This window comes from Microbacterium sp. 10L49 (genome assembly GCF_056395125.1).
The window spans coordinates 13,953-38,967 of the sequence record NZ_JBFTIW010000002.1; the positions used below are offsets into that span (position 1 = coordinate 13,953).

The 25,015-nt window shown below is 69.4% G+C and carries 26 protein-coding genes; 2 read left to right on the forward strand and 24 right to left on the reverse strand.

The features are described 5' to 3' along the window. Window positions 1-2: 2 nt before the first annotated feature. The 18 genes from AC1DCT_RS04680 to infC all read right to left on the reverse strand — a co-directional run bounded on the left by AC1DCT_RS04680 (window position 3) and on the right by infC (window position 18,721). Window positions 3-1,703 carry an urease subunit alpha gene (locus tag AC1DCT_RS04680; RefSeq protein ID WP_477229351.1) on the reverse strand — a complete coding sequence of 567 codons (1,701 nt, stop codon included), beginning with the start codon at window positions 1,701-1,703 and terminating at the stop codon, window positions 3-5. Next, the gene (locus tag AC1DCT_RS04685; RefSeq protein ID WP_477229352.1) at window positions 1,703-2,389 is read right to left on the reverse strand and encodes an urease subunit gamma; all 687 of its coding nucleotides are present in this window, start codon (window positions 2,387-2,389) and stop codon (window positions 1,703-1,705) included. The genes AC1DCT_RS04680 and AC1DCT_RS04685 overlap by 1 nt, the downstream gene beginning before the upstream one ends. Before the next feature lie 125 nt (window positions 2,390-2,514). Continuing rightward, a complete protein-coding gene (locus AC1DCT_RS04690; RefSeq protein ID WP_477427784.1) occupies window positions 2,515-3,579 on the reverse strand; it encodes a hypothetical protein in 1,065 nt (354 codons plus the stop codon). A 10-nt stretch (window positions 3,580-3,589) separates the two neighbouring features. Beyond that, the gene (locus AC1DCT_RS04695) at window positions 3,590-5,449 is read right to left on the reverse strand and encodes a substrate-binding and vWA domain-containing protein (protein WP_477427785.1); all 1,860 of its coding nucleotides are present in this window, start codon (window positions 5,447-5,449) and stop codon (window positions 3,590-3,592) included. Between the two features lie 30 nt (window positions 5,450-5,479). Continuing rightward, window positions 5,480-8,002 carry a phenylalanine--tRNA ligase subunit beta gene (pheT, locus tag AC1DCT_RS04700; RefSeq protein ID WP_477427787.1) on the reverse strand — a complete coding sequence of 841 codons (2,523 nt, stop codon included), beginning with the start codon at window positions 8,000-8,002 and terminating at the stop codon, window positions 5,480-5,482. Continuing rightward, on the reverse strand, window positions 8,002-9,072 hold the full coding sequence (gene pheS / locus AC1DCT_RS04705; RefSeq protein WP_477427789.1) for a phenylalanine--tRNA ligase subunit alpha: 1,071 nt from the start codon (window positions 9,070-9,072) through the stop codon (window positions 8,002-8,004). Before pheS ends, pheT begins: the two co-directional genes overlap by 1 nt. A 52-nt stretch (window positions 9,073-9,124) precedes the next feature. Continuing rightward, on the reverse strand, window positions 9,125-9,763 hold the full coding sequence (locus AC1DCT_RS04710; RefSeq protein WP_477427791.1) for a hypothetical protein: 639 nt from the start codon (window positions 9,761-9,763) through the stop codon (window positions 9,125-9,127). 77 nt (window positions 9,764-9,840) lie between these two features. Further along, window positions 9,841-10,767, reverse strand: coding sequence for an amino acid ABC transporter permease (locus AC1DCT_RS04715; RefSeq protein WP_441976170.1), 927 nt, complete (start codon window positions 10,765-10,767; stop codon window positions 9,841-9,843). Further along, window positions 10,764-11,420, reverse strand: a complete 657-nt coding sequence (locus AC1DCT_RS04720) for an amino acid ABC transporter permease (RefSeq protein WP_440734461.1) — start codon at window positions 11,418-11,420, stop codon at window positions 10,764-10,766. The genes AC1DCT_RS04715 and AC1DCT_RS04720 overlap by 4 nt, the downstream gene beginning before the upstream one ends. Window positions 11,421-11,510: 90 nt before the next feature. Next, entirely contained in the window at window positions 11,511-12,419 is a 909-nt protein-coding gene (locus tag AC1DCT_RS04725; RefSeq protein WP_440734462.1) for a glutamate ABC transporter substrate-binding protein, read from the reverse strand. 42 nt (window positions 12,420-12,461) lie between these two features. After that, a complete protein-coding gene (locus tag AC1DCT_RS04730) occupies window positions 12,462-13,226 on the reverse strand; it encodes an amino acid ABC transporter ATP-binding protein (RefSeq protein WP_440734463.1) in 765 nt (254 codons plus the stop codon). 174 nt (window positions 13,227-13,400) lie between these two features. Then, on the reverse strand, window positions 13,401-14,429 hold the full coding sequence (locus AC1DCT_RS04735; protein WP_477229357.1) for a TAXI family TRAP transporter solute-binding subunit: 1,029 nt from the start codon (window positions 14,427-14,429) through the stop codon (window positions 13,401-13,403). Further along, a complete protein-coding gene (locus AC1DCT_RS04740; RefSeq protein ID WP_477427793.1) occupies window positions 14,426-15,805 on the reverse strand; it encodes a sensor histidine kinase in 1,380 nt (459 codons plus the stop codon). Before AC1DCT_RS04740 ends, AC1DCT_RS04735 begins: the two co-directional genes overlap by 4 nt. A gap of 3 nt (window positions 15,806-15,808) precedes the next feature. Then, window positions 15,809-16,477 (reverse strand): response regulator transcription factor, encoded by a 669-nt coding sequence (locus AC1DCT_RS04745; protein WP_440734466.1) that lies wholly within the window; start codon window positions 16,475-16,477, stop codon window positions 15,809-15,811. Between the two features lie 2 nt (window positions 16,478-16,479). Further along, on the reverse strand, window positions 16,480-17,280 hold the full coding sequence (locus tag AC1DCT_RS04750; RefSeq protein ID WP_440734467.1) for a TrmH family RNA methyltransferase: 801 nt from the start codon (window positions 17,278-17,280) through the stop codon (window positions 16,480-16,482). 87 nt (window positions 17,281-17,367) lie between these two features. Beyond that, window positions 17,368-17,754: a 50S ribosomal protein L20 gene (gene rplT, locus AC1DCT_RS04755; protein WP_045272308.1), complete on the reverse strand. Its 387-nt coding sequence runs from the start codon at window positions 17,752-17,754 to the stop codon at window positions 17,368-17,370. Window positions 17,755-17,787: 33 nt separating this feature from the next. Then, window positions 17,788-17,982: a 50S ribosomal protein L35 gene (gene rpmI, locus AC1DCT_RS04760; protein ID WP_440734468.1), complete on the reverse strand. Its 195-nt coding sequence runs from the start codon at window positions 17,980-17,982 to the stop codon at window positions 17,788-17,790. Window positions 17,983-18,073: 91 nt separating this feature from the next. Continuing rightward, complete coding sequence (gene infC / locus AC1DCT_RS04765; protein WP_440734731.1) at window positions 18,074-18,721, reverse strand: translation initiation factor IF-3; 648 nt, start codon at window positions 18,719-18,721, stop codon at window positions 18,074-18,076. A gap of 366 nt (window positions 18,722-19,087) precedes the next feature. On the opposite strand from infC, the gene AC1DCT_RS04770 reads away from it, so the two are divergent. Further along, on the forward strand, window positions 19,088-19,390 hold the full coding sequence (locus AC1DCT_RS04770) for a DUF1844 domain-containing protein (protein ID WP_477428428.1): 303 nt from the start codon (window positions 19,088-19,090) through the stop codon (window positions 19,388-19,390). Window positions 19,391-19,408: 18 nt separating this feature from the next. Here the strand turns inward: AC1DCT_RS04770 and AC1DCT_RS04775 are convergent, their stop codons facing one another. The 6 genes from AC1DCT_RS04775 to AC1DCT_RS04800 all read right to left on the reverse strand — a co-directional run bounded on the left by AC1DCT_RS04775 (window position 19,409) and on the right by AC1DCT_RS04800 (window position 23,949). Then, on the reverse strand, window positions 19,409-20,230 hold the full coding sequence (locus AC1DCT_RS04775) for an SseB family protein (protein ID WP_477427795.1): 822 nt from the start codon (window positions 20,228-20,230) through the stop codon (window positions 19,409-19,411). Further along, the gene (gene priA / locus AC1DCT_RS04780) at window positions 20,214-20,960 is read right to left on the reverse strand and encodes a bifunctional 1-(5-phosphoribosyl)-5-((5-phosphoribosylamino)methylideneamino)imidazole-4-carboxamide isomerase/phosphoribosylanthranilate isomerase PriA (protein ID WP_477428430.1); all 747 of its coding nucleotides are present in this window, start codon (window positions 20,958-20,960) and stop codon (window positions 20,214-20,216) included. Before priA ends, AC1DCT_RS04775 begins: the two co-directional genes overlap by 17 nt. Before the next feature lie 110 nt (window positions 20,961-21,070). Continuing rightward, the gene (gene hisH / locus AC1DCT_RS04785; protein ID WP_440734470.1) at window positions 21,071-21,721 is read right to left on the reverse strand and encodes an imidazole glycerol phosphate synthase subunit HisH; all 651 of its coding nucleotides are present in this window, start codon (window positions 21,719-21,721) and stop codon (window positions 21,071-21,073) included. Next, window positions 21,718-22,338 carry an imidazoleglycerol-phosphate dehydratase HisB gene (hisB, locus tag AC1DCT_RS04790; RefSeq protein ID WP_477427797.1) on the reverse strand — a complete coding sequence of 207 codons (621 nt, stop codon included), beginning with the start codon at window positions 22,336-22,338 and terminating at the stop codon, window positions 21,718-21,720. The genes hisH and hisB overlap by 4 nt, the downstream gene beginning before the upstream one ends. Next, the gene (locus AC1DCT_RS04795) at window positions 22,335-23,420 is read right to left on the reverse strand and encodes a histidinol-phosphate transaminase (protein ID WP_441976176.1); all 1,086 of its coding nucleotides are present in this window, start codon (window positions 23,418-23,420) and stop codon (window positions 22,335-22,337) included. The genes hisB and AC1DCT_RS04795 overlap by 4 nt, the downstream gene beginning before the upstream one ends. A 172-nt stretch (window positions 23,421-23,592) precedes the next feature. Continuing rightward, window positions 23,593-23,949: a LysM peptidoglycan-binding domain-containing protein gene (locus AC1DCT_RS04800; RefSeq protein WP_441976177.1), complete on the reverse strand. Its 357-nt coding sequence runs from the start codon at window positions 23,947-23,949 to the stop codon at window positions 23,593-23,595. 322 nt (window positions 23,950-24,271) lie between these two features. Here AC1DCT_RS04800 and lexA point away from each other — a divergent pair, with 322 nt between their 5' ends. Continuing rightward, on the forward strand, window positions 24,272-24,958 hold the full coding sequence (gene lexA / locus AC1DCT_RS04805; RefSeq protein ID WP_477229361.1) for a transcriptional repressor LexA: 687 nt from the start codon (window positions 24,272-24,274) through the stop codon (window positions 24,956-24,958). Window positions 24,959-25,015 lie beyond the last annotated feature (57 nt).

Consider the following 25,015-nt stretch of genomic DNA (forward strand, 5'->3'; position numbering starts at 1 on the left):
GATCAGAACATCGCGTACAGCTGGGCGAGCGGAAGCCGATCCACAGGGGCGGGTACCACGGACTCGCCGTCGATCGAGATCGCGAACGTGTCGGGACGGATGTCGATCCGCGGGAGGGCGTCGTTGTTCTTCAGATCCGCCTTCGTGACCGCCCGGGTGCTCCGCACAGCGGCGAGCCGGCGGCGCAGGCCCAGACGCTCCTGGAGACCGTCGGCGAGCGCGGCGGGCGAGACGAACGACACCGACAGGTCGGCGCCGATCGCGTCCAGGAACGCGGGGCGCATCAGGACCGGCTGCGGCGTCGGGATGGACGCGTTCGGATCCCCCAGCGCGCCCCAGACCAGGCCGCCGCCCTTGATGACGACCTCGGGGCGCACGCCGAAGAAGCGCGGATCCCACAGCACGAGATCGGCGAGCTTGCCGACCTCGACGGATCCGACCTCGTGATCGATCCCGTGCCCGATGGCCGGGTTGATCGTGTACTTGGCGACGTATCGCCGGGCCCGCTCGTTGTCGGCGGGCAGGCTCTCGCTCAGCCGCCCGCGACGGTGCTTCATGACGTGCGCGACCTGCCAGGTGCGGGTGATGACCTCGCCGATCCGCCCCATCGCCTGGGCGTCGGAGGACGTGACCGAGAGCGCCCCCATATCGTGCAGGATGTCCTCGGCGGCGATCGTCGTGGCCCGGATCCGGGATTCCGCAAACGCCAGATCCTCCGGCACGGCCGGATTGAGATGGTGGCACACCATGAGCATGTCGAGGTGCTCGGCCACGGTGTTCACGGTGTGCGGCAGCGTCGGGTTGGTCGATCCGGGCAGCACGTTGGGCAGCGACGCGATCGCGAGGATGTCCGGAGCATGACCGCCGCCGGCGCCCTCGACGTGAAACGCATGGATGCCGCGCCCGCCGATGGCGTCGATGGTGGACTGCACATAGCCCGTCTCGTTGAGCGAGTCGGAGTGCAGCGCGACCTGCAGGCCCCACTCCTCGGCGGCCGTCAGCGCCGCGTCGATCGCTGCCGGAGTGGCACCCCAGTCCTCATGGATCTTGTATCCGGCGGCACCGGCGAGCGCCTGCTCGCGCAGCGCCTCCTGGGAGACCGTGCTGCCCTTGCCGAGCAGCAGCACATTGACCGGGAAGCGGTCCAGCGACCGGTGCATCGTCTCGAGGTGCCACGCGCCCGGGGTGACGGTCGTCGCCTTGGATCCCTCGGAGGGGCCGGTCCCGCCGCCGACGATCGTGGTGATCCCCGCTGCGAGAGCTTCGTGGATCTGCGACGGCGAGAGCAGGTGCACGTGCGAGTCGATCCCGCCGGCGGTGAGGATCCTTCCTTCGCCCGAGATCACGTCGGTCGAGGGGCCGATCACGAGATCGGGATGCACGCCATCGGCGATGTCCGGGTTGCCCGAGCGCCCCAGCGCGACGATCCGGCCGTCGCGCAGGCCGACGTCGGCGCGCACGATGCCCCACCAGTCGAGCACGATCGCGTTGGTGATCACGGTGTCCAGCGCGCCCTCGGCCCGGGTGGCGGTCGACTGCGCCATGGATTCGCGGATCGACTTGCCACCCCCGAACACGGCCTCCTCGCCGCCGACAGTGAGATCACGCTCGATCTCGATCCACAGATCGGTGTCGCCGAGGCGCACCTGATCGCCCGCGGTGGGGCCGTAGATGGACGCATAGCGCTCGCGGTCCAGACGCATCAGGCCCCCCTCCCCGTCTCGGCGTCGAGCGCCGGTTCGTCCGTGTTCCCCCGTTGCAGACCTGGCACTCGGCGCATCCCCGCGAGGGCGACGATCGCCAGTTCGCGAGACGCCCCCGGCTCGAACCGCTGCGACGTGCCCGACGGGATGTCCAGTCGGAAGCCATGCGCCGCGGCACGGTCGAAAGCGAGGGCGGTGTTGACGTCCGGCAGGTGCACGTGGGAGCCGACCTGGATGGGACGATCGCCGGTGTTCAGGAACACCAGGCTCTTCGCCGCATCCGCCGAGCTGCGCGCGTTCAGTTCGATCGATCCCGGCACGATGCGGTATGCGCCGGGCGCCTCTGCGGGCACGGACTGTTCCTCCGACCGCGCGGCGAGCGGCTCCTGAATCGGGTGGTGCACCGTCACCAGCTTGCGCCCATCCGGGAACGTGGCCTCGATCTGCACGTCGTGCAGCATCGTCGCGACCCCGGGCAGAACGTCGTCGGCGGTCAGCACCTCGCGCCCCTGCTGCATGAGATCTTCGACGAGTGCTCCCTCGCGCGCCCGCTCGATCACCCATGTGCTGAGCAGCGCCACGGTCTCCGGGTAGTTGAGCCGCACTCCGCGCGCCAGGCGGTCCCTCGCCACCATGCCCGCGACGGCGAGCAGGAGCTTCTCGGTCTCAGCCGGACTCACGTGCATGCAGGGCCTCCGATGTCAGGGAACATCGAGACTCTAAGCCTCCCGGGGTATCGGCTCGAGGTCGAACGTGTTTCCGCGGTGTTACGGATTCGGCCCGGTTCCCGGTCCCTCCGCCGGCGCGCCCGTCACTTGCGGTCCGTCTGGTCCTCGCCCGAGTCGGTCGGCTTCGAGTTGCGCTCGAATTCGCGCTCCCAATCGCGCAGCTCATCGCGGCCGACCAGTGAGTCCAGTGAGACTTGGAAATGAAGGGCTTTGCGAGCATTCACCTGCTTGACGTTGTCCAGCGCCTGCTGGGACACGGCATCCAGGGCCTCCTGCACCTCCTGGATCCGCTCGTCCGGGTCCTCCCACAGCTGCGGATTCTGCAAGATGTCCAGCAGGTAGTCGCGATCCAGCGCCGCAACCAGGCGGCCGAGCTTGTCGGTGTACTCGACCTCGGCGAGACCGCGCTGATCATCCGCGGCTCTCGCATCCAGCCGTGGGAACAGCTGCGACACGGTGCCGACGAGGGAGCCGATCGTGGTCGCCGTCCGCGCGGCGATCGCGTCCCCGGCGCCCAGTCGCGCATAGTCCTGCTGCAGGGCGCTCAATCGGGTGAGCCTGTCATTGACGGACGACGGGATCGCGGCGGGTTCCGCTCGGCGTTCGCGGCGTCGACGCAGCACGGTGATCGCCGTCACGATTCCCGCAGCGACGAGGGCTGCGACGATCCCCACAGGCAGCAACCATGCCACCGCCGGGCCCGCGGCTCCCGGGGTCGATTCGCTTTCCGGCACCGACGCCTCGATTCGCTGCACCGCCGCGGTGAGCGCGTTCGCGGTGTTCCCGTTCGCGCTGCCCTCCGCCTCGTTCGCGATCGACATCGCCTCATCCTTCGGGATCGTGCGCGACGTGGCCTGCAGGTCGGTGCCCATCGCGACCACGAGGGATCCATAGTGCGTTCCGTCGAAGAGCTTGTTGAGCAGGTACGTCGTGTACGGCGCCGAGTCCAAGTGCGCCTGGTCGGGCAGCACGACCACCGCGATGGAGCCGTCGGACGGCACCAGTTTCGCCAGCTGCGTCTGCAGTCCGCTCGCATTCGCGACATCCGGCGAGACGTAGACGGCCCCCTGCTGCAGATGGCTCGCAGCGTCGTCCAACCAGCCGCCGGACGGATCCGCGGCCGCTCCGGCGCCCGTGTGCTCGGTCATGCGCGCCTCACTAGAAGTTGTTGATCACCGAGGCGAACACGAGATCGATGCGCTGCGGATCCGAGGCGTCGAACATCTGCCCGCCGGTCGCCTCGGCGATCCGCTTCAGGGCGGTCTTGTCCGCGTCCGCGCCGTACGCGATCGCGAACACGCGCACCAGGGACTGGTCACCGCCCTCCTTCGCGTCCTTGCCGAGCTGCGCCACCAGAGAGTCCAGCGAGGTGTCGGAGTCGGTGTCCTGACCATCGGAGAGCAGCACGATCGCATTGATGCGGCCGGGTTCGGCGCGCGCGCTCATCGCCTTGTACGCCGTGAGCACGGCGTCGTACAACGGCGTGCCGGCGCGGTGCGCGTAATGCAGATCGTTGAGGGAGCCGCTCAACGACTCCCGGTCGGAGCCGAGCGGCGAGATGTCGCGCACGGCGAGCACGTTCTTACCGGCCGACGACTGCACCTCCGTGGTGAACGCCCACACCCCCACCTCGTCCGTGCCGCGGAAATGCTGCAGGTTCTGCTGCGCGCCGTCGATCGCGCCGTCCAGACGACTTCTTCCATCGCCGATCGAGTCGTCCATGGATCCGGAGATGTCGATGAGCTCCATCACCGAGGACGGCTTTCGCACCTGTGCCCACTGGTCCAGAGCCGCAGAGATCGTGCTCACGTCCGGCTTGGGCAGCGAGATAGCGGGCTGGGCAGGATCGATGCCGTTCTGCCTCGTGAACAGGTCGCCGAGGTCGGCCTTCTCGTCCAGCGGGCGGAAGCCGTAGGCCGGCAGCAGCTTCTGCGCCGCGGGTGTCTGCAGGAACGCGGCGAACGCCGTCCCCGCCGCGCGCTGGGCGTCGGTGACCCAGTCCGCTCCGAGCACGGTGATCGGGTCGTCGGACCACAGCGATCCACCGGACGGGTAGATCGCCACGAGCTTGTCCTTGGGCGGGGTGAGCTTCTCCCCCGGCTGCACGGTGTGCGAGTCGGGGTTTCCCAGGTTGTAGTTGATCAGCGAGGTCTCCTCCAGCGCCACGGCCGAGACGTAACCCGAGCCCTTCGCACCGTGCTGCGTCTCGTCGTACAGGCGGGACAGCACATTGCCGGTGGTGTCGCCGTAGTGGATCACGCACTCCTCGAACACCCGGGAGAAGTCGGCGGCGGCGTCCACGTCCGCGGGTGTCAGGTCGCTCGACTTCCCGCTCGCGGCGTAGGCCTGCATCAGGATCGTGGAGAGACCGGTCGTGGACGTGTTCGGGTTGGTCTTGGAGATCTTGAAGGATCCCCAGATCGGCTTGCCGACGCTGCCCCAGCCATCCGGGTTCTTGCACAGGTTCGCGAGATCGGCGATGCCCAGCTTCTTGTCCGGCCAGCCCAGCGCCTTGGCCATCGTCTCCGGCATGCCGAACACGATCGGCGTGCGCGCGAACGACGCCGGCTCTCCCACGAGAGAGGCCGAGGACGCCGCAGCGACGCGATCGGTCCACACCGTCGACGCCGGTGACCAGAGCGTCGGCCACAGGTCGCGATCCTTGGTCGGCCAGTCTCCGCCCTGGGTGAGATATGCCGCAGCGTTGCCCGATGACACGTTGACCGGGCGCACCGTCGCGCACGTCTTCAGGCCCTTGCTCTCGACGGAGTCCTTGAACGCAGCGGCCAGTGCGTCCAGCATGTTGACCTTCTCCGACGACGTCGCGACCGCGACGTGCGTGCACCCGTCGTTCTCGAAGGAGGATCCGCTGGTGCTTCCGCTGCCGCCGTGGTCCGCGGTCGGCGTGCACGCGCTCACGATCAGCGCCACGATCGCTGCGCCCACCGTCGCCACGACGGCCACCGCCCGTCTCCTGCGGGCGGTCCCGCCGGAACGTCCCCCTCGTGCTGTGTCCATGCGCCCACACTAACCGAGCGCGTGTCCGCGTCAGTCGCGGATCTGAGCTCCGAACCGCTCGGTCGCGACGGCGACGCCGGCGAGCTTCGCCTCCGTCGCCTCTGCGGCGGTCAGCGTGCGATCGTCGGCTCGGAAGCGCAGCGCGAAGGTCAGGCTCTTGGATCCGTCCGGAACGCCCTCGCCACGGTAGTCGTCGACGAGGCGGACCGACTCGAGCAGCGCGCCTGCGCCCTCGGACAGGGCGGCGCTCACATCGGCGGCGGGGATCCCGGCGTCGAGCACGAGCGACACGTCCTGCGTCGCGGCGGGGTAGGTCGACAGCGATGCCGCGACCACGCGCTCCCCCGCCAGCGCCAGCACGCCGTCGAGGTCGAGCTCGAGCACCACCGCGCGTCCGGGCAGGTCTGCGTCGGCCGACACCTGGGGGTGCAGCTCGCCGACGTAGCCGACCTCGGTGCCGCGCACCTGCAGCACACCGGCGCGTCCCGGGTGAAGGGACGCACGGCTGCCCTGCACGACGTCGATCTCGACGCCCGCGGCATCCGCGATCACGCGCACGGCGTCGAGCGCCTCGCTGAGGCCGTATTCCTCGGCCGCACGCCCCGGCTGGCGCGGGGTGACGTGCCCGGTGAACAGGGCGGCGACGAGGCGGGCCTGCGGCGGGATCGAGGCGTCCAGCTCGGCGAGCTTCTCGTCCGAGGGCCGGACACCCAGCGGCGGCACCTCGTCGGTGCCGTAGACCACGCCCGGCTCCGGCAGGAACACGACGCCGGTCTCGAAGATCGCCAGATCCACGAGGCCGCGCGCGATGTTGCGATGCGCGATCTGCAGCAGCCCGGGGAGCAGGGAGCGCCGCAGGAACGGCGTCTGCCCGTCGAGCGGGTTCGCGAGGCGCACACCGGGAAGGCTCTCCCCGGAGGCGGAGCCGTGCAGGTCGTTCTGCTCCTGAGTGGTGAACGGGAACGCCGGGGTCTCCACGAGTCCTGCGGCGGCCAGGGCGTTCGCGACGCGGCGCCGGCCCTGCTGCAAGTCGGTCAGTCCGCGACCGGACGGCGGGGTCGGCAGCACGGACGGGATCCGGTCCAGTCCGTGGATGCGCGCGACCTCTTCGGCCAGCGACCATTTGTCGGTGAGGTCGGGGCGCCAGCTCGGCGGGATCACTACCCACCCGGTCGCTGAGCCTGTCGAAGGGTCGTCCGCCGTGACCTCGGCGCCGATCGTCTCGAGCGCGCCCGTGACCTCGTCGTCGGTGTAGTCCACCCCGATCAGGCCCTGCACGAAGCCGGCCGGAAGGTCGATGCCCTCGATGTAGACCTCGGCGAAGAGCGCGCCGCCCTCCTCCGTCAGGGTGCCGCCGGCGAGTTCGACCATGAGATCGGCGACGCGACGCGCGGCAGCGAACGGGATGAGCGGATCCACTCCGCGCTCGAAGCGCTTGGACGCCTCGCTGGGCAGCTTGTGCCGGCGGGCGGAGCGCGCGATCGTGATGGGGTCGAACGTCGCCGCCTCGATGAGCACGTTGCGCGTGGTGCCGCTCATCTCGGTCGTGCCGCCGCCCATGACGCCGGCGAGGCCGATCGGACCCGAGCCGTCGGTGATCAGGAGGTCCTCGGCGTGCAGGATCCGCTTCTGGCCGTCGAGCGTGACCATGGTCTCGCCCTGCGCAGCACGGCGGACCACGATGTTCCCGTCGAGCTTGTCCAGGTCGTAGCCGTGCACGGGGTTGCCGAGCTCGAGCATCACGTAGTTGGTGATGTCGATGAGCACGCCGAGCGAGCGCATGCCCGCGAGGGTGAGGCGCGCGATCATCCACGGCGGAGTGGGACGGGACGGATCCACGCCGCGCACCACGCGGGTGACGAACTCGGTCGCGCCGGTGGCGCCGCGAATGGGAGCCGCGTCCTCGACGACCGCGGTGCGGCCGCTGCCGGGCTGCAGCTCGGCGAAGTCGCGGTCGGCGGGGTCGCGGAAGGCGGCTCCGGTCGCGTGCGCGTACTCGCGGGCGATGCCGCGGAGCGAGAACGCGTAGCCGCGGTCGGGCGTGACGTTCACGTCGACGGCGACGTCGTCGAGTCCGAGGAGGGCGATCGCGTCGGTGCCGACAGGGGCGTCGATGCCGAGTTCGGAGAGGATCAGGATCCCGTTGTGCTCATCGCCGAGACCGAGCTCGCGGGCCGAGGCGATCATGCCGTCGGAGACATGCCCGTAGGTCTTGCGCGCGGCGATCGGGAACGGCCCGGGCAGCACGGCGCCGGGCAGGGTCACGACGACCTTGTCCCCCACTGCGAAGTTGCTCGCGCCGCAGACGATGCCGCGGACGCCGCCGTTCGCCTCGCCCACGTCGACCTGGCACCAGCGGATGGTCTTGCCGTTGGACTGCGGCTCCTCCTCGAAGGAGAGCACCTGCCCGACGACGACCGGGCCGGAGATGTCGAAGCCGTGCAGCTCCTCCTCCTCGAAGCCCACGGAGACGAGCGCCGCGAAGACGTCGTCCGGCGTGACCGTCTCGGCCACATCCACGTACTCACGCAGCCACGAAAGCGGGACGCGCATCACACCACCATCCCGAACTGCTCGCTGAAACGGACATCGCCCTCGGCCATGTCACGCATGTCCTGCACATCGCTGCGGAACATCAAGGCGCGCTCGACGCCCATGCCGAACGCGAAGCCGCTGTACACATCGGGGTCGATCCCCGCCGCGCGCAGCACGTTGGGGTTGACCATGCCGCAGCCGCCCCACTCGATCCACCGCGCGCCGCCCTTGAAGGTCGGGTGCCACAGGTCGAGTTCGGCGGAGGGCTCCGTGAAGGGGAAGAAGTTCGTGCGGAAGCGGGTCTTCGCCTCCGGGCCGAAGAGCTGACGCGCGACGTGGTCGAGCGTGCCCTTGAGGTGCGCCATCGAGATGCCCTTGTCGACGACGAGGCCCTCGAACTGGGTGAACACCGGCAGGTGGGTGGCGTCGAACTCGTCGGTGCGGTAGACGCGCCCGGGGCACAGCACGTAGATGGGCACTTCGCGGTCGAGCATCGAGCGCACCTGCACGGGGCTGGTGTGCGTGCGCATCACGAGGTGACGCGAGGGCGGATCCACGTAGAACGTGTCCTGCTCCTGACGTGCGGGGTGGTCGACGTCGAAGTTCAGCGCGTCGAAGTTGAACCACTCGTGCTCGAGCTCGGGGCCTTCGGCGATCTCCCAGCCCATGCCGACGAACACGTCGCTGATCTGCTCCTGCAGCAACGTGAGCGGGTGCCGGGCGCCGACTCGGGTGCGCGAGGCGACCGCGGTGATGTCGACGCGCTCGGCCTCGAGCCGCGCGGCGGTCTCGGCCTCGGCCAGCTCCGCCTCCTTGGCGGCGAGCGCCTGCGTGACGCGCCCGCGGCCCTGGCCGATGAGTTTTCCGAAGGCGGCCTTGTGCTCGGGAGCGACCTGGCGCATGGACGCGTTGAGGATCGCGAGCGGCGACCCCTCGGCGACGTGCGCAGCGCGTGCGGCCTTCAGCTCGGCGGTGTCGACCGCGGACCCGATCGCGGCGAGCGCGGCCTCGACGGCGGTCTCCACCGCCTCGGGGGTGATCTGTGCTGCTTCGGAAGCGCGAGGGGAAGTCTGTGCGTTGTCGGACACGAGAACCGAGTCTACCGGCGCGGCGGCATCCGCCCCGCCCGCCACCGATCGCTCAGAGCGGCCCGAACATCTCCGTACGCCCTGTCGGCGCCCACGACAGACGCTCGCGCTCCAGGGTCGCTGCGAGGCGAGGATTCCTCTGCGTCTGCCGTCGCAGGATCTGCCTGCTGCGGCCGACGATCGAGGGCGGCACGACGAAGACCGAGACGAGCAGGAGCACCATGCCGAGTTCGACGAGCACCGGCACCAGCACCCGGCCGCTCGTCAGGGCGCCGATCGCGAGGAACACCGTGAAGACGCACAGGATCCCTCCGGCCGCCCACAGCCCGTTCCGCAGACTCCCCGGGCCGCGGACGGACAGGGAGGTCTCCGGCCTCGGCACCCAACGCCGCACGCGCTGCAGGAACCATCCGCCGACCGCCGCGAGGACAAGGCCGACGATCATCCATGGCATGGTCGACAGCGTTCGGCCGGTGACGGCGACCATCACCCCTGCGAACAGAACGGCCGAGATGCCCACGCTCAGAAGCGCCGCCCACATGCCGGCCGCCGCAGCCCGCGCATCCGCGATCTCCCGCAGCCGGGTGGAGAACTCCGGTGCGTACTGCTTCCCCAGCTCCGGGTCGAGCCACTGTGCGAGCGTGCGGCTCGATGCGGGCGGGTACGCGGAGACCGGTTCGACGTGCACCATGACCGCGAGGCTACAGGGCGCCTCGGTCGGCGTGGTGGGGACCGGCGCGCTCAAGCCCCCCGCTGAGCGCGCCGGGGTCAGCGCGGCCCGCCGCCGGCGTCGAGGTTGCCGGCGCGGCCCTGCAGCGCGATGACCTCGGTCAGGGTCGACTCGTCGTCCGCGGCGGAGTTGCCGACGTGGTGGAGCACCTTCGGCGAGCGCCGGGTGCGCACCTCGAGCCACTTCGCGATACCGGAGAGGATCAGGCACATGGAGATGTAGATGACCGCGACGATGAGACCCGCCTGCAGCAGCGGGCGGCCGGGCTGCCCGCTGAGGTACTTGGCGTAGTAGATGAGTTCGGGGTAGGTGATGATGAAGCCGAGCGCCGTGTCCTTGAGCGTCACCACGAGCTGAGCCACGATGACCGGCAGCATCGCCCGGATCGCCTGCGGCAGCAGGATGAAAACCATGACGCCGGACTTGCGCAGGCCGATCGCGTAACCGGCCTCCTTCTGCCCCTTCGGCAGCGCCTCGACACCGGCGCGCAGCGCCTCGGCGAGCACGGAACCGTTGTAGAGCACGAGGCCGATCACGACGGCCGCGTACGCCGACATCCGGAAGGTGGATCCGGGGATCGAGTTCACGCCGTAGAAGAAGATCATCATCATGACCAGCACCGGCACGGCGCGCAGCAATTCGATCACGACGGTGACCGGCACCCGCACCCAGGCGTGGTCGGAGAGCCGCCCGATCGCCAGCACGAAGCCGAGCAGGATGCTGCCGACCGCGGCGGCGAGGAAGGCGCTCACGGTCGCCCACAGCGCCTGGGCCATCCCCTGCCAGACGAGCGAGTAGGTGAAGAGGTTCCACCGCGCGGCGTCGAACTGGCCGGTCACCGCGAATCTATAGACGACGAAACCGACCGCGGCGACCACGACCAGGACGGTCACGATGCCGAGGAGGAGGTTGCGCCGGACGGCCTTGGGGCCGGGGACATCGTAGAGAACGGATGCGCCGCTCATCGGACGATCCTCCACTTCTTCTCGAAGTGCCGCTGCACGAGGCTCAGCAGGAACACCAGGACGATGAACACCACGGCGACCCACAACAGGATCTCCATGACAGTGCCCGGCCGGTTCGCGGAATCGGCGACGGTGGCGCGCAGCGCGGCGAGCTCGGCGATGGAGAAGCCGGCCGCCACCGTCGTGTTCTTCAGCAGCGCGATGAACACGCTCATCATGGGCGGCACCACCGATCGGAACGCCTGCGGCATGACGACAAGCGTCATCACCTGCCCGAAGGTGAGGCCGATCGCGCGGGCGGCCTCGGCCTGCCCCACGGGCACGGTGTTGATGCCGGCACGGAGGACTTCCGCGACATAGGTCGCGGTGTAGATGCCGAGGGCGATGATGCCCAGCGGCATGAACGGGATCTCCGGAAGATCGAGCTTCGGATATCCGAAGACGAAGAAGAAGAACACCAGGGTGAGCGGGGTGTTGCGCACCAGGTTCACGTACACCGTGCCCACGCCGCGGGCGATCGGCACCGGCGAGACCCGCATGGCGCCGACGATGGTGCCCAGCACGAGCGCCAGCGCGCCGCCGCCGAGGAAGAGCAGGACCGTGTTCAGGGTCGCCTGCCCCCACAGGTCGAGATTGCCCAGGAGTGCGTCCACGCGCTCTCTCCTTCCGGTTCGGGTTCGGGGACGTCCGAGGACGTCGGGGAAGAAGCGGCCGGCGGGGTCAGCCCCGCCGGCCGCCCCGGATCACTTCTCGACCGCGGGCTGGGTGACCTTCATGCCGCTGGCGCCGAGGTTCTTCTCGAAGATCGCCTTCCAGGTGTCGCCGCCTTCGGTGAACATCGTGTTGATGAACGTCTGCAGTGCCGCGTCGCCCTTGGCCAGGCCCACGCCGTACTTCTCCGTCGTGAAGGGCTCGCCGACGACTTTGAGCTCTTCTGGATCCTGCGAGGCGTAGCCGATCAGGATGGCCTGGTCCGTCGTCACGGCATCGACCTGCTTGCTGATCAGCTGGTCCACACACGCGGAGTACAGGTCGAGACCGACCGTCTTGGTGTCGGGGAAGTTCGCCTGGATGTTCTGCAGGGGCGTGGATCCGGTCGCGGAGCAGACCGTCTTGCCGGCGAGATCCTTCTCGCTCTTGATCGTGTCCTCGCTCTTGCGCACCAGCAGGCCCTGGCCGGTGACGAAGTACGGGCCGGCGAAGTCGATCACGGCCTTGCGCTTGTCGGTGATCGAGTAGGTGCCGACGTAATAGTCGATGTCGCCGTTCACGATGGACTGCTCGCGGTTGGCCGACGGGATCGGCTTGAACTCGATCTTGTCCTCGCTGTAGCCGAGCGACGCCGCGATCCAGCGCGCGATGTCGATGTCGAAGCCGCTCCGCTCACCCGTGGTCGCGTCCTTGAAGCCGAGGCCAGGCTGGTCCTCCTTGACGCCGATGGTGATCTTGCCGTTCTTGGTGATGCGGTCGAACGTCGGGCTGCCTTCGAGCTTGACGTCCTTGGCGACCTCGAACAGCGGCTTGTCGCTGGTCGGGCTCACGCCCTCCCCCGTGGATCCGGGGCTGGTCGGGCTGCCGCTGTTGCAGCCGGTGAGGGCGATCAGGGCGACGGCGGCGATGCCGATGCCGGTGAGGATCCGTGACTTTCGCATGTGCTTCTCCTTCAGTGCAGGGTGCTGTGGTGCGGGATCAGGTCAGTGGGTGAGCAGCTTGGACAGGAAGTCCTTGGCACGGTCCGACTGCGGGTTGGTGAAGAACTCCTCGGGACCGGCCTCCTCGAGGATCCGGCCGTCGGCCATGAACACGACGCGGTTCGCCGCCTTGCGGGCGAAGCCCATCTCGTGCGTGACGACGATCATCGTCATCCCGCTCGCGGCCAGCTCGATCATGACGTCGAGGACCTCGGTGATCATCTCCGGATCCAGCGCGCTGGTCGGCTCGTCGAAGAGCATCACCTTGGGGTGCATCGCCAGTGCCCGGGCGATCGCGACGCGCTGCTGCTGCCCGCCGGAGAGCTGTGCGGGGAGCTTGGAGGCCTGCTGGGCCACGCCCACGCGCTCGAGCAGCTGCATGGCCTCCTTCTCCGCATCCGCTTTCTTGAGGCCGCGCACCTTGATCGGCCCCAGCGTGACGTTCTCGAGGATCGTCAGATGCGCGAACAGGTTGAACGACTGGAACACCATGCCGACGTCGGCGCGCAGCTGGGCCAGGCCCTTGCCCTCGGCAGGAAGCTCCTTGCCATCGATCGTGATCGAGCCGCTGGTGATGGTCTCCAGACGGTTGATGGTGCGGCAGAGGGTCGACTTGCCGGATCCGGACGGTCCGATGATGACGACCACCTCGCCCTTGTGCACGGTGAGGTCGATGTCGGTCAGCGCCTGGAAGTCGCCATAGTGCTTCTGCACGTGGTCGACCACGACCAGGGGTGCGCCGACGGAGGCAGGGCGGGATTCGGGCATGTCGGAACTCCGTGAGGACGAGCGAGGCGGATGGAACCGCGGGGTGACGATGACGCTATTGGTTCGCCCGCTCCCGGAGCACTGCGCTTGAGGATTCCTTGAGGGTTTCGTCGCTCCCGTTTCCGGGCGGTTTCCCGCACGCGACAGCGGTGTTCCACAGGATGCGCCGCACCCTCAGTCGTGCGTCTCCCGGTAGTACCGTGCGGCACCGGTGTGCAACGGGATCGGGTCGGTGAAGATCGCCTGCCTGCGATCGAGCAGCGCCGCCGCGGGTGCAACCCGGGCGATCGTCGCGCGCTCGTCGAAAAGCACCGCCGTCGCGTCGTGGATGAGCGCCTCCGGCGCATCGGCGCGGGCGATCAGGTAGTTCGGCACCGTCATCGTCACCGTCGAGCTGTCGATGCCATAGCCGCCGATCGGGAAGTCGGCCTGCCGGTAGGCACCGGCATGCGCCGCGTTGACGGCCTCGACGACAGCCGGCGGAATCGACAGCAACCGGATCGGAGTGCCGGCCGCGAGCGTCGCGATGCCCGGTGTCGGCAACCCGCCCACCCAGAAGAACGCGTCGATCTCCCCCTTGCGCAGAGCCGCGATCGACCCCTCGAGGCCCAGCTCCGGATTGCTGATCGCGGCGGCGTCCACGTCGGCGGCCGCGAGCACGCGTCGGGCGACGAGTTCCACCCCGGAGCCGCGCGCGCCCAGCGAGACCCTGCGCCCTGCGAGGTCGCGCAGGTCGTGCACATCGGATCCGTCCCTGACCACGATGTGCACGTACTCGTCGTACAGCCGAGCGACGGCGACGATCGGGATCGCCTCTTCGAACGCGCCCGTGCCCGCCACGGCGTCCGCGACCGCATCGCCCTGCGCGAAGCCGAGCACCGCCCGGCCGGATCCGATCCGCTCCAGGTTGTCGACGGATCCATTGGTCTGCTGCGCGGTGAACCGGACGCCGAGGCGGGTGGCGAGAGCCGCGGCGTACTGCTGGCCGTAGGCGTAGTAGACCCCGGTCGCTCCCCCGCCGGCGATCGTCTGCGGCTTGTCCGCCCAGCTGCGGTCCTCCGGTGCGCACGAGGCGAGGCTCGACACGCTCAGCACGCAGAGCAGCAGCGCGACCAGCATCCGCGCCGTCCTCCACCCCGACCGCGTCGCGCCACCGCTCGGCGCGGTGCGCCGGGGCCGCCCCTGGCTGCTCTGCACGGTCATCGCGCCTCCGCGGCGGGGAGCACCAGGACTACCCGGAGCCCACCGTCCTCCGGCGCCTCCAGACGCACCCCTGCATCGACCGTGGCCAGCAGATCCGTGGCGATCGCGAGGCCCAGGCCCGTGCCGGGGATCGCGCGCGTCCGGTCACTGCGCCAGTGCCGGTCGGTCGCATGCGCGAGCTCGTCCTCCGCAAGGCCCGGACCGTGATCGCGCACCGACAGCTCGCAAGCGGTCTCCGCGCGCGCCACCGTGATGTCGACCACCGTGCCCGCCGGCGAGAACTTCACGGCGTTGTCGATCACGGCGTCCAGCGCGCTCTCGGCGATGGTCTCATCCGTGGTGGAGCGCACCGGTGCATGGACGTGCAGAGCCAGTGCGACGCCTTTCGCGGCCGCCGCGTCCTGCCAGGCCACCACGCGGCGCTCGGCGAGATCGGCGAGATCGACCGGATCGCGCAGCGGCGCGGGATCGGATCCGCGCGCGAACGACAGAAGGGTCTCCAGGATCCTCGACATCCGCCGGCCCTCTTCGCGCGTCGCCTCGACCTCGTCGTCCCAACTGCGGTCCAGGCCCGTCGCGAGCGATTCCACCCGCAGCAGCAGAGCGCTCAGCGGATTGCGCAGTTCGTGCGACGCGTTGAGGGCGATCTCCTGCTGACGCGACACCACGCGCTCGATCTCCTCCGCCATCCGGTTGAAGAGCAGGATCATGCGGTGCAGCTCCGGGGGTCCGGTGTCGTCGGCGATGCGCGCCTCCATGTCACCGCGCTCGATGGCCTCCATCGCCTCGTCCACGCGGTGCACCGGCTTGAGCACCCAGCGCGCGAGGCCCAGCACCACGAGCAGGCCGACCCCGATCGCGACCACGCTGACGACGCCGAGCAGGATCCACTGCCGCACGATCTCGGCACGCGGCGCCTCCACGCTCGCGGACATGACCACGGCGCCGATGACGTCACCCTGATCGAAGATCGGCTCCACCAGCGACTGCTCGGCGAACTGCCACGGCAGCAGGACGGGCTCCGGCAGGTCGCTGCGCCGCCCGGAGAGAGCGAGCTGCACCTTGTTCACGGTGGCGTCGTCGAGCACCGGGGACTCGCCCTGCTGCGGTGACCAGGGTCGCCCGGACCGGTCGACCACGATCACGCGCGTGCCGTACAGATCGTGGTACCGCTGCAGTTCGCCGTCCAGCACTTCGGAGCTTCCGGACAGCAGCGCCTGCCGCGCGCTCGTCACGAACGTGCCGATGTCACCGACCTGCTGCGTGTAGAAGCCCTGCTGCACGCTGCGGGAGGCCGCCCAGCCGTATGCGCCGCCGAGCAGCAGCAGCACCGCCGCGAGCGGCACCAGGAACACGATGAACAACCGCTTCCGCACGGGTCACAGTCCCGTCAGCCGGTAGCCCACGCCGCGGACCGTCTCGATGAGCGCCGGCCGCCCCAGCTTGCGCCGGATCGAGGCGACGTGCACCTCGAGCGAGCGGGCGAAACTCTGCCAATCGGTGTTCCACACCTCGCGGATGAGTCGCTCGCGCGGCACGGCGACACCCGGATACCTGGCCAGCACCGCGACGATGTCGAACTCCTTGCGGGTCAGCTCCACGGGCTCGCCGTCCACGAGCACCCGGCGCGCGACGAGGTCGATCCGCACACCGTCGATGTCGATGCCGACCGGCCCGACCTCGCCGGCGATCGCATGGCTGCGGCGGGTGACCGCCTCGATGCGGGCGAGCAGCTCCTGCACGTCATAGGGCTTGACCAGGAAGTCGTCGGCCCCGGCGCGCAGTCCCCGTATGCGCTCGTGCACCTGGCTGCGCGCGGTGGCGATGAGGATCGGGACCCCGCTGACCGCGCGGATGCGGCGGCAGAGGTCGATGCCGTCGATGTCCGGAAGGCCGAGATCGAGGATCACGGCCTCCGTGTCGGTGCCGAGCATGTCGAGAGCGCCCCGTCCGTCGCCCGCACGCTCCACCGCATAGCCGGCACGGCCGAGGAACCCGGCGAGGGCGTCGGCCACGCGTTCGTCGTCTTCGACGATGAGGATCTTCATACTCAGGCGCGCTGGGCGAACGCGCTCTCGTAGAGGCAGACACTGGCGGCGGTGGCGAGGTTCAGCGACTCGGCCCGGCCGAAGATCGGCAGCCGGAGCGCCCGATCGGCCAGCTCCAGCGCCGGCTCCTCCAGCCCGTGCGCCTCGTTGCCGAACAACCACGCCGTGGGCCGGGCGAGCACGCCTTCGGCACGGGCCGCGAGCAGGTCATCGCCCTTCACGTCCGCGGCGACGACCTGCAGGCCGGCAGCGTGCGCGCGCTCGATGACATCGGCGAGATCGCCGCCGACCGAGACCGGCAGATGGAAGAGGGATCCGGTGGTCGAGCGCACGACCTTCGGGTTGTACAGGTCGACCGTGCGTCCGGTGAGCACGACCGCATCGGCGCCCGTCGCGTCGGCGGCGCGGATGATGGTGCCGAGGTTGCCGGGGTCGCGCACCTCCTCGCAGATCGCGACGAGGCGCGGAGCGGCGGCGAAGATGTCCCGCACGGACGTGGGCGTCTGCCGGGCCACCGCGACCACGCCCTGCGGCGTGACGGTGTCGGCCATCGCCGCGAGCACGAACTCGGTCACGTACTCGAAGCGCACGTCCGCGTCGGCCGCCGCCTGACGCAGGTCGCCGTGCTTGTCCCATGCGGTCGGCGTCGCGAAGAGCTCGACGATGGCCTCGGGCCGATAGGACAGCGCTTCGCGGACCGCCTGCGGGCCCTCCAGCAGGAACAGGCCTGTCTCGGTGCGGGCGCTGCGCTTGGTGAGCTTGGCGACGGCGCGCACGCGCGGGGATCGGGGGTTCTCCAGCACGATCACAGTCTAGGGACACCGAAGGGGCGCCGCCCTCATGGACGACGCCCCTTCGTGATTCAGATGCTTACGCAGCCGACTTCGTGCTTACGCAGCCGACTTGGGCGCGTTGACGTCCGCCGGCAGAGCCTTGCGGGCCGTCTCGACCAGCGCGGCGAACGTCGCCGGCTCGTTGACGGCGAGCTCGGCGAGCATGCGGCGGTCGACCTGGACGCCGGCGAGACCGAGGCCCTGGATGAAGCGGTTGTACGTGATGCCGTTCTGGCGGGCAGCGGCGTTGATGCGCTGGATCCACAGACGACGGAAGTCGCCCTTGCGCTTGCGACGGTCGCGGTACGCGTAGACGAGGGAGTGGGTGACCTGCTCCTTCGCCTTGCGGTACAGGCGCGAGCGCTGGCCACGGTAACCCGAGGCGCGCTCGAGGATGACGCGACGCTTCTTGTGAGCGTTGACGGCGCGCTTGACTCTAGCCATTTTCGTGTGTTCCTGTTCGTGAGATCGGGCGCGTCAGCGGCCGAGGAGCTTCTTGGCGACCTTGGTGTCAGCCTTCGACATCACCTGGTCCTGGTTGAGGCGGCGGGTGCGGCGGCTCGACTTGTGCTCGAGGTTGTGACGCATCCCGGCCTGCTGCTTCTTCAGCTTGCCGCTGCCGGTGATCTTGAAGCGCTTCTTGGCACCCGAGTGGGTCTTCTGCTTCGGCATCTTCTCTTCCTTCGTATGGCGCCCAGCTGGGCGACAGGGTTCTGCCCGCGCATTGCGGGAGGTCTGTGTGGGGCTTATCGCTCCGACCGGATCACTCCGTGGTCGAGGCGGGAGCAGCCGATTCTGCGGGCTCTGCCGGCGCGCCCGGCGCCTTGGCGTCGCGGGCCGCCTGCTTGTTGGCCGCGCGCTGCGCGTCGCGCACCGCGTTCTGCTCGGCCTTCGCCTCGGACTTGTTCTTCAGCGGGGCGACGACCATGACCATGTTGCGTCCGTCGATGGTGGGGTTGGACTCCACCGTGCCGAACTCGGCCACGTCCTCGGCGAACTTGCGGAGGAGCCGCACGCCCTGCTCGGGACGGGACTGCTCCCGACCGCGGAACAGGATCATCGCCTTCACCTTGTCGCCGGCCTTCAGGAAGCCCTCGGCACGCTTGAGCTTGGTCGTGTAGTCGTGCGCCTCGATCTTCAGACGGAAGCGCACCTCCTTCAGGATGGTGTTCGCCTGGTTGCGGCGAGCTTCCTTCGCCTTCTGCGCGGCCTCGTACTTGAACTTGCCGTAGTCCATGATCTTGACCACGGGAGGCTTCGAGTTCGGGGCCACCTCGACGAGATCGAGGTCGGCTTCCTGCGCAAGACGCAGTGCGGCCTCGATGCGGACGACGCCGATCTGCTCACCCGCGGGGCCGACGAGGCGGACCTCGGGGACGCGGATGCGCTCATTGGTGCGGGGATCGCTGATGCGGACTCCTTAGACGATGGTTTCGGCCACCGTGATCCGGACGGATCACGGGCGAAATCAGAATCGTCCCACCCGCCGGCAGTCAGACGCCGGCGACACCCTGACCCGCTGCACAGCTGTCGCTGCACGGCGGCTACCGATGTGAATCGGCGGAGTGCTGGACCCGGTAGCCTTGAGCGGCAAGCGCGGGTGGGAAGTGAATCCTCTTTCGTGCCGGGACATAAGCCCCGGAGCCCGCAGAAGTCTATCAGAAGGCAAGGCCTTCGGAAAGCCGGCACTGTGAGCACTCCCGCGCCCGACGGCCACGAGCACGTCTCCCCCTCCACCTCCACGCTCGATGACACCGCGACGGGCGCCGCCCGGGACATCGCCGACGTCGCCGCCGTCGAGGTGATCACCACGGCCGCCGTGCATCTGCTCAGCGCCGCCGCGGTCAAGGTCGGCCTGGCCGATGACCCCGACACGCAGAAGGATCTGGACGAGGCCCGCAAGCTCATCAACGCCCTGGCCGGCCTCATCACGGCTGCCGCCCCCGAGATCAGCGACATGCACGCACGCTCGCTGCGCGACGGGCTGCGCTCCGTGCAGCTCGCGTTCCGAGAGGCGTCCGTCATCCCGGATCCGATCGGGCAGGGGCCCGGCGAGAAGTGGACCGGCCCGGTCAACTGACCGGGCTCGCCCGCACCCTCAGACGCTGGCGCGCAGCCGCACCGTGAGCGAGTCGACGAGCACGGCGATGCGGTCGTCTGCGGCCCAGCGCTGAGCGAGACGCGCGAGCACCGCATCGAGCGTCTCCCGGTCCAGTCCCTCGACGAGCTCGAGCGTGACGATGAGCTCCGGGCCGCGCAGGCGCGCGTCCGGGTCGCCTGCGGAGACGGCGACATCGATCACGGCGAGCTCGCTGCCGACGCTCTCCAGAAGGCCCGCGTAGACCTCGGGCGAGAGGAAGCTCGGCTCCCACTGCTGCCCCTGCGCGATCGCCCACACCGCGGGACGGCGCAGCACGAACTCGGTCTCGGATCCGGGGTCCAGCACGATGAGCTCCGCGTCCCCCGAAGAGGCGGACAGCGCCACGCGGGCCGCCTCGACGGGGATGGGGCGCGCGATCGGATCCCACGCGCGCATCGTGTCGACGCTCGTGAACGCCGGCTGCACCGTGCGTCCGTCGGGCGCGGCGACGGTGACGAGCGAGAGCTCCTGGGTCTTGTCCACCGTCAGGCCCGACGGTGCCACGCCCTCCTCGCCCTTCTCCGCGACGAGCGGCACGAGCACGCGCGCGGCGCGGAACGCGTCGACGACCTCGGCCTGCGACCCGGCACCGGCGCGGAACCGGGTCAGCGCGTCCCAGAGAGCCGGGTCCGCAGAGCCGTCATCGCCCGCGCGGGTGTTCTCCTCGAACGAACGCCCCGCCCAGGGAACTCCTGCGGAGTCGCCCGTGCTGGGATGCGCGCCGTGATCGTGATCGCATCCGGCAGTACCAGACACGGCACCGTCAGGATCCGGCGACATCCAGCGCCTCGGCCAGGGTGAACGCGCCGGCGTACAGCGCCTTGCCGACGATCGCGCCCTCGACGCCGAGCGGCACGAGCTCGCGGAGCGCGGCGATGTCATCGAGGTTCGCGATACCGCCGGATGCCACCACGGGCTTCGGGGTGCGCGCGGTGATCTCGCGGAGCAGGTCGAGGTTCGGCCCCTTGAGCGTGCCGTCCTTGGTGACGTCGGTGACGACGTAGCGGCTGCAGCCGGCGTCCTCGAGGCGGTCGAGCACCGTCCAGAGGTCTCCGCCCTCCTTGGTCCAGCCACGGGCGGCGAGTGTTGTGCCGCGCACGTCCAGGCCCACTGCCACGGCATCGCCATAGCGCGCGATGACGTCGGCGGCCCACTCGGGGTTCTCCAGCGCCGCGGTGCCGAGATTGATACGTGACGCGCCCGACTCCAGCGCCGCCTCGAGGCTCGCGTCGTCGCGGATCCCGCCGGAGAGCTCCACGTTGACGCTGCGGAACTGCTTGATCACGCGGCGCAGGATCGTCGTGTTGCTGCCGCGGCCGAACGCGGCATCGAGGTCGACGAGGTGGATCCACTCGGCGCCCTGGTCCACCCACTCGGCGGCGGCATCGAGCGGATCGCCGTAGCTGGTCTCGCTTCCGGCCTCGCCCTGCGTCAGGCGCACGGCCTGGCCGCCGGCGACGTCCACCGCCGGGAGCAGGGTCAGGGAGGGGGACTGCGCGAACTCGTTCATGTCGTCCTTCGGGTCACGGTGCGCTGCGCTCTTCGGGCGCGGCACGAGAAGAGAGTAGTCCGGGTGCGTGCGGGGCACCAATCCCCCGCCGTCACACTCCGAGGAGGGGGTCAGAGCGTGGAGATCCAGTTGCGCAGCAGCTGGATGCCGGCCTCGCCGGACTTCTCCGGGTGGAACTGGGTCGCGGACAGCGGTCCGTTCTCGACCGCGGCGAGGAATCGCGAGCCATGCTCGGCCCAGGTGAGCCGCGGCTGCGGGAACGGCGGCATGACGTCGAGCTCCCACGTCTGCGCGGCGAACGAGTGCACGAAGTAGAAGCGTTCGTGCTCGATCCCCCGGAACAGGACGCTGTCCGGGTCGGGCTCCACAGTGTTCCAGCCCATGTGCGGCAGCACCGGCGCGTCCAGCTCGGTGACGATGCCGGGCCACTCCCCGAGGCCGTCGACCTCGGCGCCGCGCTCGACACCGCCGGCGAACAGCACCTGCATGCCCACGCAGATGCCCAGAACAGGACGACCGCCGGCCAGGCGCCGTTCGATGATCTCGTCACCGCCGTGCGCGGCCAGCGCCTCGCGGACGGCCGCGAACGCGCCGACGCCCGGGACGACGAGCCCGTCGGCCTCGAGCGCCGCGGTGCGATCGCCGGTGAGCTCCGCGTCCGCGCCGGCGCGGATCAGCGCCTTCACGGCGGAGTGCACATTGCCGGATCCGTAGTCGAAGACCGCGACGGTCGGACGGCGACCCTCTGCCTGGGCGGTCACAGCGCGCCCTTGGTGGAGGGCACGCCGACCACCAGCGGGTCCAGCGACTTGGCCTGACGGAACGCGCGCGCGAACGCCTTGAACTCGGCTTCGGCGATGTGGTGCGGGTCGCGACCGCTGATCACGCGCACGTGCACGGTGAGCGCCGCGTTGTACGCGATCGCTTCGAAGACGTGACGGACGAGGGATCCCGTGAAGTGGCCGCCGATCAGGTGGTGCTCGTAGCCCGCCGGCTCGCCCTCGTGAACGAGATAGGGCCGACCCGAGATGTCGACGACCGCCTGCACGAGCGCTTCGTCGAGGGGCACGAGAGCGTCGCCGTAGCGGGAGATGCCGCTCTTGTCGCCCAGCGCCTCGCGGATCGCCTGACCGAGCACGATCGCGACGTCCTCCACCGTGTGGTGCGCATCGATGTGGATGTCGCCCGAGGCGCGCACCGTAAGATCCGTCAGCGAGTGCTTCGCGAACGCCGTCAGCAGGTGGTCGAAGAACGGGACCGAGGTGTCGATGTGGCTCTGACCCGTGCCGTCGAGGTTGAGCTCGAGCTCGATCGTCGACTCGGACGTGGAGCGGGTGCGACGCGCGGTCCGGGCCGCAACAGGGGTCTCAGCGGTCATGAGGCCGATCCTATCGAGGCGAGGGCGTCCAGGAATGCGGTGGTCTCGGCCTCTGTGCCGGCCGTGACGCGCAGGTGGTTCGGGATGCCGACATCGCGGATCAACACGCCCTTGTCATACAGAGCGCGCCACGTTGCCGCCGGGTCCGCGACGCCGCCGAACAGCACGAAGTTCGACCAGGACGGGTGCGGCGTGTAGCCGAGGGCCTCGAGCGTGGCCGAGATCCGATCGCGCTGCGCGACGATCTCGTCGACCATCGCGAGCATGATCGGCGCATTGCGCAGGGCCGCGACCGCCGCCGCCTGGGTGAGGGCGCTCAGGTGGTACGGCAGGCGCACGAGACGCAGTGCGTCGATGAATGCCGGATCCGCCGCGAGGTAGCCGACCCGCGCTCCGGCGAAGGCGAAGGCCTTGCTCATGGTGCGGGAGACGGCGAGCCGCGGACGTCCCTGCAGCAGCGTCAGCGCCGACGGCGAATCCTTCGGGGCGAACTCCTGGTAGGCCTCGTCCACGATCACGATGCCGCGCGCCGCCTCGTACACCGCCTCGATCACGTCGAGCCGGAGCGGAGTGCCGGTGGGGTTGTTCGGCGCGCACAGCAGGATGACGTCGGGGTCGTGCTCCACGACCTGTGCCACCGCCTCGTCGACGGTGAGCTCGTAGTCGGGGTGGCGGGTACCGGCGATCCAGGAAGCCCCCGTGCCCTGAGTGAGCAGCGGGTACATGGAATAGGTCGGGGCGAACCCGAACACGGTGCGACCGGGACCGGCGAACGCCTGCAGGATGTGCTGCAGCACCTCGTTCGAGCCGTTACCGGCCCAGATGTTCGCGGCGGTGAGGTCATGGCCGAGGTAGCCGGCGAACGCCTCACGGAGCTCTGTGAACTCACGATCCGGATAGCGGTTGACGTCACGCAGCGCCACGGCGATGTCGTCGAGGATGTCGCTCGCGACCTGCTCCGGCACCGGATGCGTGTTCTCGTTCACGTTCAGCGCCACGGGCAGCGGAGCCTGCGGGGCGCCATAGGGCCGCAGCCCACGGAGATCGTCGCGAAGGGGTAAATCGTCGAGCGAGACAGTCACCCTGCCATGCTAGGCGGCCGCGCTGTGGTGCGTGGCACAGATGACCGCGGTTGCTGAGCGACGCCGAAGTACGGTTGCTGAGCGACGCCGAAGTACGGTTGCTGAGCGACGCCGAAGTACGGTTGCCGAGTTGCGCCGACGCAGGGTTGCCGAGCTGCTTCGAAGGACGGGATCAGCGCCCGGTCGATCCGTACCGTGCCGGGATCGCCAGGTGCTGTCCGACCTCGATCACACCTCCGTCGACGAGGTTCAGCTTCGAGATCTCGGCGACCACGTCGCGCGGGTCGGCATTCGGCGCGATCTCGCCCGCGATCGACCACAGGGTGTCGCCGGGCTGCACCGTGACGGTCGCGAAGGTGTTGCCCGTCGTCTGCTCCCCGGAGGCGAGCGCGGATCCGCTGCTCAGCGCCGCGAACGCGATCGTTCCGGCCACCGGGAGCGCGACCAGCGCCGCGAGCACGCGCCGGCCGCGTGCGGTGATCCGCAGTCGCGTGGCGGGTACCTGACCGGCGAAGGTGATGCTGCTCATGGTGCTTCTCCTCAGTGTCTGTGTCGGTCCGCCTCTCCCCGGATCCGCATCCTCTGATGAGAATCTTCGAATCCGGGCCTCTGGAGAGGCGAACCTACGTACCGAAACTACTTTCGAGTTCGAACATCTGTCAAGACTTCTTCGAATATCGGTTCCGAAGACTTGCCGACACGCTCGAACAGATCTATCGATTCCGGCCCGATCTCGGATACGGTTTCGATACGAAGACCCCATCACGGACCACCGACATTCGAATCGCCGCCCGCGAATCCATGCCGATCCCACCGATCCGCGAGGGCACGACGCACACGAAGGAGATGGCATGAGCGACGGTGCGACCCCCGGCCCCGAGGTCCCGCGGACACGGCGCCGCAAGAGCCTCAGTGCGAAGCAGATGGCGATCCTCGAGGTCATCCAGACCTCGATCGCGCGGCACGGCTACCCGCCGAGCATGCGCGAGATCGGCGACGCCGTCGGCCTCAAGTCCCTCAGCAGCGTGACGCATCAGCTCGGCCAGCTCGAGCTCAGCGGCTATCTGCGTCGCGATGCCGGCAAGACCCGGGCCATGGAGGTCCTGATCGACCTTCCCGGCACATCCACCGAGAATCCCGCCGATACGGCCCCGTCCGTCGGCGACGCGGCACTCGTGCCCCTCGTGGGCCGGATCGCCGCCGGTGTGCCGATCACCGCCGAGCAGCAGGTCGAGGAGATCTTCCCGCTCCCCCGTCAGCTCGTCGGCAAGGGCGATCTGTTCATGCTGAAGGTCTCTGGCGAGTCGATGATCGACGCGGCCATCTGCGACGGCGACTGGGTCGTCGTGCGCTCTCAGGGCACGGCGGAGAACGGCGAGATCGTCGCCGCGATGCTCGACGGCGAAGCCACGGTGAAGACGTTCCGCCGTCGCGATGGCCACGTGTGGCTGCTCCCCCGCAACAGCGCATTCGAACCGATCCTCGGCGACGATGCGACGGTGCTCGGCAAGGTCGTAGCGGTGCTGCGCGCGGTCTGATTCCCGCCCCTTCCACGTCGAAGCCCCCTCTGCGTACCGAGGCCCCCTCTCAGATCC